13 protein-coding genes and 1 pseudogene are annotated in these 14894 nt (G+C 66.3%); 11 read left to right on the top strand and 3 right to left on the bottom strand.

Features of this window, described 5'->3' with window-relative positions:
* Positions 1-12: 12 nt before the first annotated feature.
* Entirely contained in the window at positions 13-1362 is a 1350-nt protein-coding gene (locus PEM_RS06295; protein ID WP_240431621.1) for a metallophosphoesterase family protein, read from the top strand.
* A gap of 10 nt (positions 1363-1372) precedes the next feature.
* On the top strand, positions 1373-1987 hold the full coding sequence (locus PEM_RS06300) for an inorganic diphosphatase (protein WP_119706077.1): 615 nt from the start codon (positions 1373-1375) through the stop codon (positions 1985-1987).
* A 19-nt stretch (positions 1988-2006) separates the two neighbouring features.
* Here the strand turns inward: PEM_RS06300 and PEM_RS06305 are convergent, their stop codons facing one another.
* A complete protein-coding gene (locus PEM_RS06305; protein ID WP_119706078.1) occupies positions 2007-2591 on the bottom strand; it encodes an SMI1/KNR4 family protein in 585 nt (194 codons plus the stop codon).
* A gap of 109 nt (positions 2592-2700) precedes the next feature.
* Between PEM_RS06305 and PEM_RS06310 the strand changes: the two genes are divergently transcribed.
* The gene (locus PEM_RS06310) at positions 2701-4116 is read left to right on the top strand and encodes a deoxyribodipyrimidine photo-lyase (protein WP_119706079.1); all 1416 of its coding nucleotides are present in this window, start codon (positions 2701-2703) and stop codon (positions 4114-4116) included.
* A gap of 139 nt (positions 4117-4255) precedes the next feature.
* Positions 4256-4951 carry an OmpA family lipoprotein gene (locus PEM_RS06315; RefSeq protein ID WP_005416156.1) on the top strand — a complete coding sequence of 232 codons (696 nt, stop codon included), beginning with the start codon at positions 4256-4258 and terminating at the stop codon, positions 4949-4951.
* Positions 4952-5049: 98 nt separating this feature from the next.
* Here the strand turns inward: PEM_RS06315 and PEM_RS06320 are convergent, their stop codons facing one another.
* Positions 5050-6081: a LysR family transcriptional regulator gene (locus PEM_RS06320; protein ID WP_005416157.1), complete on the bottom strand. Its 1032-nt coding sequence runs from the start codon at positions 6079-6081 to the stop codon at positions 5050-5052.
* A gap of 147 nt (positions 6082-6228) precedes the next feature.
* Here PEM_RS06320 and PEM_RS06325 point away from each other — a divergent pair, with 147 nt between their 5' ends.
* The 6 genes from PEM_RS06325 to PEM_RS06350 all read left to right on the top strand — a co-directional run bounded on the left by PEM_RS06325 (position 6229) and on the right by PEM_RS06350 (position 14053).
* Positions 6229-6456 carry a hypothetical protein gene (locus PEM_RS06325; RefSeq protein ID WP_071229459.1) on the top strand — a complete coding sequence of 76 codons (228 nt, stop codon included), beginning with the start codon at positions 6229-6231 and terminating at the stop codon, positions 6454-6456.
* Positions 6453-7223: an SDR family NAD(P)-dependent oxidoreductase gene (locus PEM_RS06330; protein WP_065195840.1), complete on the top strand. Its 771-nt coding sequence runs from the start codon at positions 6453-6455 to the stop codon at positions 7221-7223. Before PEM_RS06325 ends, PEM_RS06330 begins: the two co-directional genes overlap by 4 nt.
* A gap of 91 nt (positions 7224-7314) precedes the next feature.
* Positions 7315-8538: an efflux RND transporter periplasmic adaptor subunit gene (locus PEM_RS06335; protein ID WP_069137872.1), complete on the top strand. Its 1224-nt coding sequence runs from the start codon at positions 7315-7317 to the stop codon at positions 8536-8538.
* A gap of 127 nt (positions 8539-8665) precedes the next feature.
* On the top strand, positions 8666-11836 hold the full coding sequence (locus tag PEM_RS06340) for a multidrug efflux RND transporter permease subunit (RefSeq protein ID WP_053499150.1): 3171 nt from the start codon (positions 8666-8668) through the stop codon (positions 11834-11836).
* 64 nt (positions 11837-11900) lie between these two features.
* The gene (locus PEM_RS06345; RefSeq protein WP_005416162.1) at positions 11901-12638 is read left to right on the top strand and encodes an SDR family oxidoreductase; all 738 of its coding nucleotides are present in this window, start codon (positions 11901-11903) and stop codon (positions 12636-12638) included.
* Complete coding sequence (locus tag PEM_RS06350; RefSeq protein ID WP_119706080.1) at positions 12632-14053, top strand: efflux transporter outer membrane subunit; 1422 nt, start codon at positions 12632-12634, stop codon at positions 14051-14053. Before PEM_RS06345 ends, PEM_RS06350 begins: the two co-directional genes overlap by 7 nt.
* Positions 14054-14095: 42 nt before the next feature.
* Here PEM_RS06350 and PEM_RS20580 read toward each other — a convergent pair.
* Positions 14096-14472, bottom strand: a pseudogene (locus tag PEM_RS20580) (VOC family protein).
* 142 nt (positions 14473-14614) lie between these two features.
* Between PEM_RS20580 and PEM_RS06360 the strand changes: the two are divergent.
* Positions 14615-14878: a hypothetical protein gene (locus tag PEM_RS06360; RefSeq protein ID WP_049414598.1), complete on the top strand. Its 264-nt coding sequence runs from the start codon at positions 14615-14617 to the stop codon at positions 14876-14878.
* The last annotated feature ends 16 nt before the right edge of the window (positions 14879-14894 follow it).

The raw sequence follows: 14894 nt of genomic DNA on the forward strand, positions 1-14894 counted from the left end.
CGGCAGCGCGTGATGCGCACGCTGGCCCTGGGCCTGCTGCTGGCGCTGCCGTCGCTGTCGTTCGCGGCGGCTGAACCGAATACCCAGGTGCCGGCAGGTAGCCGCCACTACGCAGCGACGACGGTGCCGGACCGCATCGTCGCCTCGCCGGCGGTCGATCCCAGCCATGGGTTCGCAGTGGCCTGGCGCACCGATGGCAGCGTGCAGGCGCCGCTGCTGGAGATCGCAATGGCCGCAGATTCGCCGGCCATCGAAGGCATCCGCCAGGTTCGTGCGACGACCCGCGCGCTGCAGACCGAGAACGGCCTGTCGCACCACCATCGTGCAGATATCGATGGCCTGCAGCCGGATACCCAGTACGTCTACCGTGTGCAGGGAAACGGCAGTTGGAGTGCATGGAACCAGCTGCGCACGCTGGCTGCCGCCGACCAGCCGCTGACCCTGCTTTACTTCGGCGATACCCAGAACAAGAACGTCAGCCATGTCAGTCGCGTGGTGCGTGCTGCGCAGAAGGCCGCACCGCAGGCACGCATGAGCCTGTTTGCCGGCGACCTGGTCAGCGGCGGCGACAACATGGATGACAGCGAGTGGGGCGAATGGTTTGCCGCCGTCGGCTGGCTGGCGCAGGAAACGTTCGTGGCGCCGGCCATAGGCAATCATGAGTACTTCGAGGAATTCGAGGACACCCCGCAGGAGCGCCGCGTGCTGGGCCGCCACTGGCCGGTCACGTTCGCGTTGCCGGGCAATGGTGCCAGCGCTGCGCAGCAGAGCAGCTACTGGTTCGATGCGCAGGGCGTGCGCGTGGCCGTGGTAGACGGCACATCGGCACTCGACCTCGGCACCGCTACGGCACAGGCACAATGGCTGGACAAGGTGCTGACCGGCAATCCGCAGCCGTGGACCATCGTGTTGCTGCACCAGCCGTTCTACTCGCCGCGCGAAGGGCGCGAGAACGCCGCGTTGCGTGACGCGCTGTTGCCGGTGGTACGCCGCCACAACGTCGATCTGGTGCTGCAGGGCCACGACCACACCTATGGCCGCCGTGGCGAAGGGCAGGCCGCAACGCCGCAGTACGTGGTGACTGTAGCCGGACCGAAACAGTACCGCGTGTCCGATGAAGCGCGCAGGACGATGAACCCAGTGGCCGAAGACACCCAGTTGTTCCAGGTGTTGAACATCGACCCGCAGCGCCTGCGTTATGAAGCGCGCACCGTGACCGGCCGTCTCTACGATGCCTTCGAACTGCGCCGCGATGCCAAGGGGGGGAAACAGCGCATGGAGCTGACCGAAGGCCGCATCACGCAGCGTGGCTGCCCGCGTGCGCAGACTGCCAAGGGCCGCGCCGATCGCTGCTGGGAATGAGGAGATCCAGATGAAAACCGTACGCCGTCTTGTCCCCATGGCTGCCATCGGCGGGGCCCTGCTCCTGCTCGCGACAGCGGTGACCGCTGCCGATACCGTGCTGCATCCGTTCCTGGTGGCCCAACCAAGGGAAGCCCCGCAGGAAGTGAATCTGGCGGTGGAGATTCCGGCCGGCAGCTTCACCAAGTACGAGATCAAGGAAGACGGCCTGGTGCATGTGGACCGCTTCCAGTCGATGCCGGTCGCCTATCCGGCCAACTACGGTTCGATGCCGCGCACGTTGGCTGGCGACAACGATCCGCTGGACGCGCTGGTGCTGACCCGTGAACCCCTGCATCCGGGCGTGATCGTACGCTTCCGGCCGATCGGCTACCTGAAGATGATCGACGGCGGCGAGCATGACGAGAAGATCATCGGCGTACCGACCGACAAGGTTGACCCGACCTACGCCAACATCCGCGACCTGGCCGATCTGCCGGAGATCGAAAGACAGCGCATCGAAGCGTTCTTCCGGGTCTACAAGGACCTGCCGGCCGGGCGCAACCGGGTCCAGCTCAACGGTTGGGGCAACGCCGCCGAGGCGCGGGCGCTGATCAGCGAAACGATGAAGCGCTTCGAAAGGTAGATCCACGCCATGCGTGGATTCAGTCCAGCAACGTCTCGATGAACGATTCGGCCTGCAGGCGGTCGCCCAGTACCCGGGCCACCGCCTGTCCGGCTGCCTCCTGGTGTTCAGCGCGGATGCCGCCATCGTCATCGTCGTTGTAGAGGTCATCGCCGGCATCGAGGTACACCGTGCCCGCTGCAGCCAGAGCCGCCATCAGGGTCGGCACGTCGGCAGTCATTTCGACGGCATCCAGCAGGCCGGCACCGTGATGGCTGAACAGCACACGGCCGTCGTCCAGATCGAGGATGAACGGATCAGCGCTGCGATCGGCAATCACCAGCCAGTTCGAGGGCCAGTCGTTGATCCGTTCGCCGCTGATGCCATGCCATCGATAGCCGGCCTGATGGCTCCACAGGCGTTTCAGCGGCGGTATCCAGACATCAAGGCCGGGAACGGTGATGCCGGCGGTGCCTACCCGGGCATTGATCTCTTCGCCCAGCGGCCCGACCTGCGCGTAGAAGCGTGCCAGTACCGGGGGCAGCGGGAACGGGCCCTGCCAGTCACGCTCGTGCTGGGCGTGCAGCAGCCCGAAGCGGGCGAATGAGGCGTGCAGATCATCCATGTCAGAGTCCAACGGGCAGCGGCCATGCAGCCTAGCAGACGGCGTCTGCGCGCATCGCCTTCACCACCGCTGGCTATCATGGCCGCCTTCCACAACGAAGGCATTGCCTGTGTCGGTAGCGTTGGTATGGTTCCGTCGTGATCTGCGGCTGCAGGACAATCCGGCCCTGCAGGCCGCGCTGGACGCGGGCCACGATGTGGTGCCGGTCTACGTCCACGCGCCGCACGAGGAGGGCGAGTGGGTGCCGGGTGCTGCCTCCGATGCGTGGCGCCACCGTTCACTGACCGCGCTGGATGCGGACCTGCGCGCGCGCGGCTCGTCGCTGGTGCTGCGCAGTGGTGACAGCCTGCCGGCCCTGCAGTTGCTGATCGAGCAGACCGGCGCCGAGGCGGTGTACTGGAACCGCAAGTACGAGCCGGTTACCCAGCCTCGCGACGCTACCATCAAGCGCACGCTGCGCGAGCAGGGCGTCGACGCGCAGAGCTGCAATGGCAGCCTGTTGTTCGAGCCCTGGGACATCGCCACCCAGCAGGGACAGCCGTACAAGGTGTTCACGCCTTACTGGCGCAACGTGCTCAGTCATTGGCGCCTGCCGGCACTGCAGGCCGCACCGGAGGCACTGGCGCCGCACGCGGTCGACAGCCTCGCACTTGATGATCTCCAGCTTGCACCGACGCTGGATTGGGATACCGGCTTCTGGGAGTACTGGCAGCCGGGTGAAGCCGGTGCGCTGGAGGCGCTGTCGGTGTTCGAGGACGGCGCCTTGCGCGGTTACCGCGAGCAGCGTGACCTGCCGGACCGCGTGGGCACCTCGCGGCTGTCGCCGCACCTGCATTTCGGTGAGATCGCACCCTGGCGCATCGCGCATGCGCTGGAAAGACTGCGCAGTGCCGGCACCGATGCCGACATCGACGGCTATCTGCGGCAACTGGGCTGGCGTGATTTCGCCTACCACCTGTTGCATCACTTTCCGAAGACGCCCACGGACAACCTCAATCCGCGTTTCGACCGCTTCCCCTGGGCGGCACCGACTGCAGCGCAACTGCACGACTGGCAGCGCGGCAACACCGGCGTGCCGATCGTTGATGCCGGACTGCGCGAGCTGTGGCACACCGGCTACATGCATAACCGGGTGCGGATGATCGTGGCCAGCTACCTGTGCAAGCACCTCCGCGCGCACTGGCTGCATGGCGCGCGCTGGTTCTGGGACACCCTCGTCGATGCCGACCTGGCCAACAACACGATGGGCTGGCAATGGGTGGCCGGGACCGGCGCCGATGCCGCGCCGTACTTCCGGGTGTTCAACCCGGTCACCCAGGCCGAGAAGTTCGATCCGCAGGCCCGCTACATCAGCCGCTGGGTGCCCGAGCTGGCGGCACTGCCGGTGAAGGCGCGGTTTGCGCCGTGGCAGCATCCCCTGCTCCTGGCAGCACACGCGCCTGACTATCCACGCACGCCGATGGTGGACCTGGCTGAGGGCCGCGACGCTGCGCTGGCGGCATACCGCCAGTCGGGGGCGGGGTAAAGGGTGACCCGAGCGATCCGGTCAGTTAGCTGAACGCGGCCCTGTCGGCGCACCGGATCATCATCCCGACATCGCATTCGGCTGTTTATCCTCTCTGCGCCCGCAAGCCGCCGGCCGACCGGAAACCAAGGAGAACCTCATGATCCGCAACACCACCCGCAACGTCGCACTGGCCCTGATGAGTGCGGCCGTCCTGTCGGCCTGCGCCACCGGCGGCTCCTATGTGCAGAGTGACCAGTACGGCAACCCGACCGAACAGCAGAACCGGACCGGCCGCAACGCGCTGATCGGTACGGCCATCGGCGTGGCGGCCGGCCTGCTGACCGGCGACAGTGCTACCGAGCGGCGCCAGCACGCGCTGATCGGTGCCGGTATCGGCGCACTCAGCGGTGCCGCCGTCGGCCAGTACCAGGATCGCCAGGAACGTGCACTGCGCGAGCGCACCGCCAACACCGGCATCGATGTGCAGCGCCAGGGCGACAACATCATGCTGAACCTGCCGGACGGCATCACCTTCGACTTCGGCAAGGCGACCCTGAAGCCGCAGTTCTATGGCTCGCTCAACGGCGTGGCCGGTACGCTGCGTGAGTACAACCAGACCATGATCGAGGTGGTTGGCCACACCGACAGCATCGGCAGCGACGCAGTCAACAATCGCCTGTCGAAGGAACGCGCCGACTCGGTCGCGCAGTACCTGATCGGCCAGGGCGTGCAGAGCGTGCGTATCGAAACGCTGGGCGCCGGCAAGGCGTACCCGATTGCCGACAACAGCACCGATGCCGGCCGCGCCAAGAACCGCCGCGTCGAGATTCGCGTGATTCCGCTCAAGCAATAACGCGTAGCGTTACTGCTTGAGCCGGTCCGGCCATCGGCCGGAACGAAAATGCCGCCCTTGCAGGCGGCATTTTCTGTAGGTGCCGCTACAAAACCCGGCTACGCCGCCGAGGCGGCCACCTTCTCCAGTATCCGCTTGCCACTGCTTTCCAGCGCGGCATCTTCCTGTGCCTTCTGCTGCTGTGCCAGCTTCGCGCCGGGGCACTGCGCCAGCATGTAGTTGGCATCGAAGTTGAGCTTCTCGACCAGGAAGTCGACAAACGCACGCACCTTCGGCGAGACCAGGCGGCCGCCGGCGAACACGGCATTGAAGTCCACTTCCGGGCCGGTCCAGCCGGCCAGCACGCGGCGCACCATCCCCGATTCGACGAACGGCTTGGCCATCACATCACCGGTCAGCAGCAGGCCTTCGCCACAGACCAATGCACCATTCAACGCAGACATGTCGTTGGCGGTCATCAGCGGGGTGACCGGGAAATCGCGCAGCTCGCCGCCGTTCTCGCCCAGCTGCCAGGTGAAGCGCGGCGAATTGCCGGTGTGGTACGGCTTGCGCATTGCCAGGATGCGATGGAACTGCAGCTCTTCCGGATGCAGCGGTTCGCCATAGCGCTCAATGTAGGCCGGACTGGCGAACACCTGCGTGCGCAGGCTGCCCAGCTTGCGCGCGACCAGATTGGAATCGGGCAGGGCACCCACGCGCAGCGCCAGGTCCGCTTCACCGGCGATCAGGTCCAGCTTCTCGTTACCCATGTGCATGTCCAGGCGGATCTCTGGATACTGCGCATGGAACTGGCCCAGCAGCGGCGCAATCCAGGTGATGCCGATCGAGTAGGGCACAGTGAAGCGCAGCCAGCCGCGCGGGCCGGACTGCAGCTGGCTCACCGCGCTTTCGGCCTCTTCAAGCTCGCGTGCGATGCGCTGGCAATGTTCGTGATAGATCGAACCGGCTTCGGTCAGGCCGAGGCGGCGCGTGGTCCGGTGCAGCAGGCGCGCGCCCAGGCGCGTTTCCAGCTCCTGCACTTTGCGGCTGACCGTGGTCTTGGGCAGGCCGAGCGATTTGGCAGCGGCAATGAAGCTGCCTTGCTCGACCACTTTGACGAAGATCAGGGTCTCGTTGAGATCGTGGGACATGGTCGGGGATCCTGGACGTCGGGGATGGGACAATCGTGACAGAACGATTGGACCGGGAGCGGGATGATTATTCCCCTTAATCAGGACTAATCAAGTAAAGGTTTGAGGTCTATCGTGGCGCCATTCGTTAATTGGAGCCCGTCCGCCATGAGCCTGCGCAACATTCTTGCTCGACTCCGGAACGCCGGCCAGAACACCCTGGACCTGGCGATGACCGTCGAAGCCCGTCCGAGTTCCTTGGTACACAAGGACTTTCGTGAGTTTACCGCGCCCATGCGTCAGCAGCGTGGCGGTGTCATCCGCCTGGTCCCGCACAAGGGCGACCGCCTGCGTCGAATTGGGACTATCCCGGATTTGGGAGGAAATGTCCCGTGAATGGGATGCTGACGCCCGAAGTCCTGGTCCTTGGCGGTACCGGTGCCGTCGGCCAGGGCGTGGTCGGCGCGTTGCTGGAAGCCGGCAGCCCGGTGCTGGTGGTTGGCCGCGATCCGGGCCGGCTGGCCGCGCTGCATGAGCAGTTCGCGGATGAGCCCGGACTGGAGACGCTGCTGGGCTCGCTCAGCGACGACGGCTCGGCACGCGCGTTGGCCGAGCGCATCGCGCAGCGCCCGCGTCCGCTGGCGGCGGTGATCGCGGCAATGGGTGGCCCTTACCGTCGCGGCCGGGTGATCGACCGCAACGGCGATGAGCTGCTGGGCGCGATGCAGGCCGACCTGATGCCGCACGTGCACGCCGTGCGCCACCTGCTGCCGCTGTTGCAGGACAACGTGCATGCGCGCCGCTACGTGATGATCGGCAGCCCGGCCAACGCCAAGCCCTGGGCGGGCTACGGCGAGACCTCGATCACCACCGCCGCACTGCGCATGTACGCGCAGGTGGTGCACCAGGAAGCGCAGGCGCTGGGCGTGCGCGCGCAGATGCTGGAAGTCTGCAGCCCGGTGTGTACCCCGGCCAACGCGGCCAATGCCTGCATCGAGTGGCCCAGCTCGCTGCTGGTCGGTCGTCGTGTGGTCTCCCTGCTTGATGGGTGCCGCGACAACCGCGCCATCGTCCGCTGCGACAGCAGCGATGCCGAATTGCCGCGTGGCCTGCTGCATCTGGAAGTTCCTCCGCTTTGGCGCGACACCGCAGGCATCGCTTGACCTCGACCATGGTTGAGGTCGCAGTATTCGCCGCCGATTTTTGCAACACGTTCCCATATAGCTGTACCACCCCTCCGTACGGATGCATGCCATGACTTCCCCCAATACCACCCCACATCGTTTCGGACATCGCATTGCGATGGCCGGCGTGTCGATCCTCGCCGCGGCCGTGCTTGCAGCCTGCAGCGGCGGCCATGCCGAAGAAGCCGGTGCACCGCCGCCGCCGCAGGTCAGCGCCGCGCCGGTACTGGTCAAGCAGGTCAGCCAGTGGGACGAGTTCAGTGGCCGCGTCGAAGCGGTGCAGAGCGTTGAACTGCGTCCGCGCGTGTCCGGTTACATCGACAAGGTCAACTACGTCGAAGGCCAGGAAGTGAAGAAGGGCGAAGTGCTCTTCACCATCGACGCGCGCAGTTACCAGGCCGAGTACGATCGGGCGGCCGCCGAACTGGCCCGCGCCCGTACCCAGGCCACGCTGGCCCGCAGCGAGTCCGAGCGCGCCAAGCGGCTGTCCGAGCAGCAGGCGATCTCCACCGAGACCGCCGAGCAGCGCCGTGCGGCTGCCGACCAGTCCGGCGCCGCCGTGCAGGCCGCGCAGGCAGCATTGGATGCAGCCCGCCTCAATCTTGAGTTCACCAAGGTACGGGCACCGATCGACGGCCGTGCCGGCCGCGCGATGGTCACCGCCGGCAACCTGGTCACCGCCGGCGACAGCGCCAGCGTGCTGACCACGCTGGTCTCGCTGGACACGGTGTTCGTCTACTTCGATGCTGACGAAAGCACCTTCCTGCGCTACGCCCAGATGGCACGCAAGGGCGAGCGCCCGAGCGAGCGTGACAGCGCGCTGCCGGTGAAGGTCGGCCTGTCCGGTGAAGAAGGCTACCCGCACACGGGCAAGGTCGACTTCCTCGACAACCAGGTGGCCCGCAGTACCGGGACCATCCGCGTCCGTGCGCTGCTGGACAACGCCGATCGCCAGTTCACGCCGGGCCTGTTCGCCCGCGTGCAGCTGCTTGGCAGCGGCCAGTTCCAGGCCCTGCTGATCGACGACAAGGCCGTGCTGACCGACCAGGACCGCAAGTACGTCTACGTGGTCGACAAGGATGGCAAGGCCCAGCGCCGCGACATCCAGCTTGGCCGCACCGCTGAAGGCCTGCGTATCGTCGAGCACGGCCTGGCGGCAGGAGACAAGGTGATCATCGACGGCGTGCAGAAGGTCTTCATGCCGGGCATGCCGGTGCAGGCCAAGGCCGTGGCAATGCAGCCGCAGGCCGTGCCGGCACCGGGCCGCGATGCCACCGCCGCACTGAACCACTGATCCGCCGTCTCCTGATCCGCGTCCCCGCTTAGCTGCCGGCGCCAGCGGCAGCCTTCCCTGCCTTCGTCGTATCGGCGAGGGGCAGGGTGGCTGTTGCCCGCCGAATGCCTTTCCCAGGAATTCCTCCATGGACTTTTCCCGTTTCTTCATCGACAGGCCGATCTTCGCGGCGGTGCTGTCGATCGTGATTTTCGCCGCAGGCCTGATCACGATTCCAATCCTGCCGATCAGCGAGTACCCCGAAGTGGTGCCGCCGTCGGTGGTCGTGCGCACGGTCTATCCGGGCGCCAACCCCAAGGTCATTGCCGAGACCGTCGCCACGCCGCTTGAAGAGGCGATCAACGGCGTCGAAGGCATGATGTACCTGAAGTCGGTGGCCGGCTCGGACGGCGTGCTGCAGATGACCGTCACCTTCCGCCCGGGCACCGACCCGGACGCGGCGGCGGTGAAGGTGCAGAACCGCGTGGCGCAGGCGCAGGCACGCCTGCCCGAGGACGTGCGCCGCCAGGGCGTGACTACGCAGAAGCAGTCGCCGACCTTCCTGATGGTGGTGCACCTGACCTCGCCGCAAGGCAAGTACGACACCCTGTACCTGCGCAACTACGCCCGCCTGCACGTCAAGGATGCGCTGGCGCGTATTCCGGGCGTGGGTGACGCGCAGATCTTCGGTGGCGGCGACTACGCCATGCGTGCCTGGCTGGATCCGGACAAGGTGGCCTCGCGCGGCCTGACCGCCAGCGACGTGGTGCGTGCCATGCGCGAGCAGAACGTGCAGGTTTCGGCCGGCCAGCTCGGCGCCGAACCGCTGCCGGACAGCAAGTTCCTGACCCTGATCAATGCCCAGGGCCGGCTGAAGACCGAAAAGGAATTCGGCGACATCGTGCTCAAGAGCGGCACCGATGGCGAGATCGTGCGCCTGTCCGACGTGGCACGCCTGGAACTGGGTGCGGGCGACTACACCCTGCGCTCGCAGCTGGACGGCAAGAACGCGGTGGGTATCGGTATCTTCCAGTCGCCGGGTGCCAACGCGCTGGAAATCCGCGATCAGGTCATCTCGACGATGGACGAGATGCAGAAGACCATGCCGGCCGATGTGAAATACGAAGCGGTGTATGACACCACCATCTTCGTGCGCGACTCGATCAAGGCCGTGGTCTCCACGCTGCTGGAAGCGATCGCCCTGGTGGTGCTGGTCGTGATCCTGTTCCTGCAGACCTGGCGTGCGTCGATCATTCCGTTGATCGCGGTGCCGGTGTCGGTGGTGGGTACGTTCGCCGCGCTGTACCTGCTGGGCTTCTCGATCAATACGCTGAGCCTGTTCGGCCTGGTGCTGGCGATCGGCATCGTGGTCGACGACGCGATCGTGGTGGTGGAGAACGTCGAGCGCAACATCGAGGAAGGCCTGTCGCCCACCGCGGCGGCACACCAGGCCATGCGCGAGGTGTCCGGCCCGATCGTGGCGATCGCGCTGGTGCTGTGTGCCGTGTTCGTGCCGATGGCGTTCCTGTCCGGTGTCACCGGCCAGTTCTACAAGCAGTTCGCGGTCACCATCGCCATTTCCACGGTGATCTCGGCGATCAACTCGCTGACCCTGTCGCCGGCCCTGGCCGCGCGCCTGCTGAAGGCTCATGGCGCTCCGAAGGACGGCCCGAGCCGCCTGATCGACCGCCTGTTCGGCTGGGTGTTCCGTCCGTTCAACCGCTTCTTCAAGTCCAGCTCGGAGAAATACGAGCGTGGCGTGGCCCGCATCCTCGGCCGGCGCGGTGCGGTGTTCGTGGTCTACGCGATCCTGCTGGTCGGTACCGGCGTGATCTTCAAGCTGGTGCCGCCGGGCTTCATTCCGACCCAGGACAAGCTGTATCTGATCGCCGGTGTGAAGCTGCCGGAAGGTTCGTCGATCGCCCGCACCGATGAAATGCTGCGCAAGGTCGCCAAGATCGCCCAGGAAACCGATGGCGTCGCTCACACCATCTCGTTCCCCGGTCTGAACGCGCTGCAGTTCACCAATACGCCGAACACCGGCGTGGCGTTCATCCCGCTCAAGCCGTTCGCCGAGCGCCATGGCCGCACCGCGGCGCAGATCAATGCCGAGATCAACCAGAAGATTGCCGGCCTGCAGGAAGGCTTCGCGTTCGCGATGATGCCGCCGCCGATCCTCGGCCTGGGCAATGGCAACGGCTACCAGATGTTCATCGAGGACCGTGGCAACCTGGGTTACGGCGCGCTGCAGAATGCGGTGCAGGCCATGCAGGGCACCGTCGCGCAGACCCCGGGCATGGCCTTCCCGATTTCCAGCTACCAGGCCAACGTGCCGCAGCTCGATGCCGAGGTGGACCGCGTCAAGGCCAAGGCACAGGGCGTGCAGCTCACCGAGCTGTTCGACACCTTGCAGACCTACCTGGGTTCGGCCTACGTCAACGACTTCAACCAGTTCGGCCGCACCTGGCAGGTGATCGCCCAGGCCGATGGTCCGTACCGCGAGACGGTCGAGGACATCGGCAAGCTGCGTACCCGCAACGACCGCGGCGAGATGGTGCCGATCGGTTCGATGGTCACCATCAAGCAGACCTTCGGCCCGGACCCGGTGCTGCGCTTCAATGGCTATCCGGCGGCTGACCTGGCCGGTGAAGCCGACCCGCGCCTGTTGTCCTCGGCCGAGGCGATGACCAAGCTGACCGAGATCGCCGCCAAGGTGCTGCCGGTGGGCATGACCACCGAATGGACCGACCTGAGCTACCAGCAGGCAACCCAGGGCAAGGCCGCCTTCATCGTGTTCCCGGTGGCGATCATGCTGGCCTTCCTGGTGCTGGCCGCGCTGTACGAGAGCTGGTCGCTGCCGCTGGCGGTGATCCTGATCGTGCCGATGACCCTGCTGTCCGCGCTGTTCGGCGTGTGGCTGACCGGTGGTGACAATAACGTGTTCGTGCAGGTCGGCCTGGTGGTGCTGATGGGCCTGGCGTGCAAGAACGCGATCCTGATCGTCGAATTCGCCAGAGAGCTGGAGATGGGCGGCAAGGGCATCGTTGAAGCGGCATTGGAAGCCTGCCGCCTGCGTCTGCGCCCGATCGTGATGACCTCCATCGCGTTCATCGCCGGCACCGTGCCGCTGGTGTTGTCGCACGGTGCAGGCGCCGAAGTGCGCTCGGTGACCGGTATCACCGTGTTCGCCGGCATGCTGGGCGTGACCCTGTTCGGCCTGTTCCTTACCCCGGTGTTCTACGTGGCCCTGCGCAAGTTCGTCACCCGCAACGGTGGTGGACAGCTGGTGCAGCACGGCGAGCCGACCATCCACCACTGATATGGAACCCCGTCGCCGCCGGTCATTGGCCGGTGGCGGCTTTCCCCTCACAAGGCATGCATCCATGAACACCCATCAGAACAAGATCGCGCTGGTCACCGGCGCCACCCGTGGCATCGGCCTGGAAACTGTGCGCCAGCTGGCCCAGGCTGGCGTGCACACGCTGCTGGCCGGTCGCAAGCGTGAGACCGCCGTGGAGCTGGCACTGAAGCTGCAGGCTGAAGGCCTGCCGGTCGAAGCCCTGCAACTGGACGTGACCGACGCGGCCAGCATCGCCGAAGCGGTCGAGCAGGTGCGCCAGCGCCATGGTCGTCTCGACATCCTGGTCAACAACGCCGGCATCATGATCGAGAACCCGGCGCAGGCACCGTCGGAACAGTCACTCGATACCTGGAAGCGCACTTTCGATACCAACGTGTATGCGCTGGTGGCGGTCACCCAGGCCTTCCTGCCGCTGGTCAAGCAGGCCAAGTCCGGGCGCATCGTCAACGTATCGAGCATGCTCGGCTCGCAGACCCTGCACGCCGACCCGGCGTCGGGCATCTACGATTTCAAGATCCCGGCCTACAATGCCTCCAAGGCGGCGGTGAACAGCTGGACCTTGAGTCTGGCCTACGAACTGCGCAATACCCCGATCAAGGTCAACACCGTGCATCCGGGTTACGTGAAGACCGACATGAACGGCGGCAACGGCGAAATCGAAATCAGCGAAGGCGCACGTTCCAGCGTGGAAATGGCGTTGATCGGTGAATCCGGCGCCAGCGGCAGCTTCACCTACCTGGGCGAGGTGCTGCCATGGTGATCCGCACGTTGGCGGTGGCCGTCTCCAGCCTGGTGCTGGCAGGCTGTGTCAGCGTCGGCCCGAATTACAAGGCCCCGGTGCAGGAACCGGTGGTCCTGCAGGGTGCACAGCAGCCGGTGTTCAGTACCGCTTCGCCGGTCGCCAGCTGGTGGGCGCAGTTCGATGATCCGGTGCTGGAACAGCTGGTGCACGGCGCACTGTCGGACAACCTGGACCTTCGCGTGGCCGTGGCCCGCGTCAGCCAGGCCCGCGCGGTGTTCGTGGAAAGCCGCCTCGACCAGGCTCCGCACGTCACCGCTGGCGGCAGCTACGACCGCCGCAAGCAACCCGATCCGCAGCTGGGTGGGCAGCGGGTGTTCAGTGAAAGCTACCAGCTCGGCTTCGACGCCGGCTGGGAGCTGGATCTGTTCGGCCGCAAGCGCCGTGCTGCTGAAGCCGCACGCGCCGACCTCGGTGCCGAGCAGGCCAACCTGGCCGATGCGCAGGTCCTGATCGCCGCTGAAGTGGCGCGCAACTACTTCGAGCTGCGCGGTACGCAGAAGCGCATCGCGGTGGCCCAGCACACGCTGGAAAACCTGCGCGATACGCAGAAGCTGACCGAGGCACGCTGGCAGCTGGGCGCAGGCAGCGAGCTGGATGTGCAGAGCAGCCGTGCCCGCCTGAAGGCGATCGAGGCTGACATCCCGTTGCTGGAAGTGGCCGAGGCGCAGTCGCGCAACCGGCTGGCCGTGCTGCTCGGCCAGCGCCCGGAAGTGCTGACTGACATGCTCGCGCCGCACGACGTACCGGCCTTCGCCAAGGCACTGCCGCTGGGCGATACCCGCGAACTGCTGCGCCAGCGTGCCGACGTGCGCGTGGCCGAGCGTCGCCTGGCGGCTGCGACCGCACGCGTGGGCGTGGCCACGGCGGACCTGTTCCCGCGGTTGTCGCTGTCCGGCTTCGTCGGGTTCCTCGGTGGCGATGCCAGCGGCCTGGTCAATGGCAACAACAAGGCCTGGTCGCTGACCCCATCGCTGAGCTGGGCGGCATTCGACTTCGGCACCGTGCGTGCACGCCTGCGCGCCAGCAAGGCTGAAGCCGAAGGCGTGGCCGCGCAGTATGAGCAGGCGGTACTGCTGGCCCTGGAAGACACCGAGAACGCGCTGACCCGCTATTCCAAGCAGCAGGCACGGTTGGCGATCGTGGTCGAGCAGGCGCAGGCGGCACGGCGTGCCGAATCGCTGGCGCAGATCCGTTATCGCGAGGGCTCGGAGGACTTCCTGACCCTGCTGGATGCGCAGCGCACGCAGCTGGCAGCCGATGATGCGTTGGCGGCGGCCGAGTCCGAGGTCAATGTCAGCGTGGTGGGCGTGTACAAGGCGCTCGGAGGCTGGGGGCAATCACCGCAGCAACCGAGCGTGGCGCAGGTGCAGTGACTCCGGGGGGACGGAGGCCGTGGCTTCCGTCCCCTTGCTCTTTCAGGGCCACTGATTGGCCGGCACCTCGCGCTCGCGCATGCGCACGATGCAGAAGCGATGGCCGGTCGGTGCTTCCATTACCCACCAGCGCTTGACGAAGCCTATCCGTTGCGCGCCGAGCTTCTCCAGGCGGTCGGCCTCGGCATCGATGTCGTCGCTCTCGATGTCCAGATGCACCCGTGACGGATGATCGACCCGCTGGACTTCAACGTCCAGGCCCGCCGGTGCGCCCAGCAGGTCGGCATACTCGGCCCCCCTTCGGCACGCGCCGCCTGTGCCTGCAGACCGAGCGCGGCGGCGCAGAAACGGGCGCCTTCGTCGGCGGGAAGGTCCTGGCAGTCGATGATGAATCCTGCCAGCCGGCTCTGGTGTGCCATGTGCTGCTCCGCAGTTCGAGGGGTACGCGGCAGGGTAGCGCGGTGCATTCCGCGTACGTCTTCACCTTCGTGACGTTTCTGACTCTGCCGGATTGCGGGCTCGCCGTGTAACTAGTGGGTCAGGCACTCGGGAGGACAGGCAATGGCGGACGGAAGGCGGGATACCCAACGGATGTTGTTCGGCGATCCGGGTCCACCGGGTGCGGGCCTGTCAGTGGCGGTCGTGGTGCTGCTGGTGCTGGCGACGATGGCCGCAGCGGTCGGTTTCCTGCGCCTGCAGGATTCGATGCTGGGGCTGGGCCTGATCGGCGTCGCCGTGTTCCTGGCGATAGGGGCCCGCATCTGCCAGGCGCGCGATCAGCATCAGGCCCTGTATCGCCTGCTGTCGCGGCAGCCGCCGCTGTAGCTGCGGCTGCCGTGCG

The sequence above is a fragment of the Stenotrophomonas sp. Pemsol genome, assembly GCF_003586545.1.
GTDB lineage: Bacteria > Pseudomonadota > Gammaproteobacteria > Xanthomonadales > Xanthomonadaceae > Stenotrophomonas > Stenotrophomonas sepilia.

Coding starts and splice junctions, on each gene's coding strand:
- PEM_RS06295 (WP_240431621.1), top strand. CDS start 13: ATGCGCACGCTGGCCCTGGGCCTGCTGCTGGCGCTGCCGTCGCTGTCG.
- PEM_RS06300 (WP_119706077.1), top strand. CDS start 1,373: ATGAAAACCGTACGCCGTCTTGTCCCCATGGCTGCCATCGGCGGGGCC.
- PEM_RS06305 (WP_119706078.1), bottom strand. CDS start 2,591: ATGGATGATCTGCACGCCTCATTCGCCCGCTTCGGGCTGCTGCACGCC.
- PEM_RS06315 (WP_005416156.1), top strand. CDS start 4,256: ATGATCCGCAACACCACCCGCAACGTCGCACTGGCCCTGATGAGTGCG.
- PEM_RS06320 (WP_005416157.1), bottom strand. CDS start 6,081: ATGTCCCACGATCTCAACGAGACCCTGATCTTCGTCAAAGTGGTCGAG.
- PEM_RS06325 (WP_071229459.1), top strand. CDS start 6,229: ATGAGCCTGCGCAACATTCTTGCTCGACTCCGGAACGCCGGCCAGAAC.
- PEM_RS06335 (WP_069137872.1), top strand. CDS start 7,315: ATGACTTCCCCCAATACCACCCCACATCGTTTCGGACATCGCATTGCG.
- PEM_RS06340 (WP_053499150.1), top strand. CDS start 8,666: ATGGACTTTTCCCGTTTCTTCATCGACAGGCCGATCTTCGCGGCGGTG.
- PEM_RS06345 (WP_005416162.1), top strand. CDS start 11,901: ATGAACACCCATCAGAACAAGATCGCGCTGGTCACCGGCGCCACCCGT.
- PEM_RS06350 (WP_119706080.1), top strand. CDS start 12,632: ATGGTGATCCGCACGTTGGCGGTGGCCGTCTCCAGCCTGGTGCTGGCA.
- PEM_RS06360 (WP_049414598.1), top strand. CDS start 14,615: ATGGCGGACGGAAGGCGGGATACCCAACGGATGTTGTTCGGCGATCCG.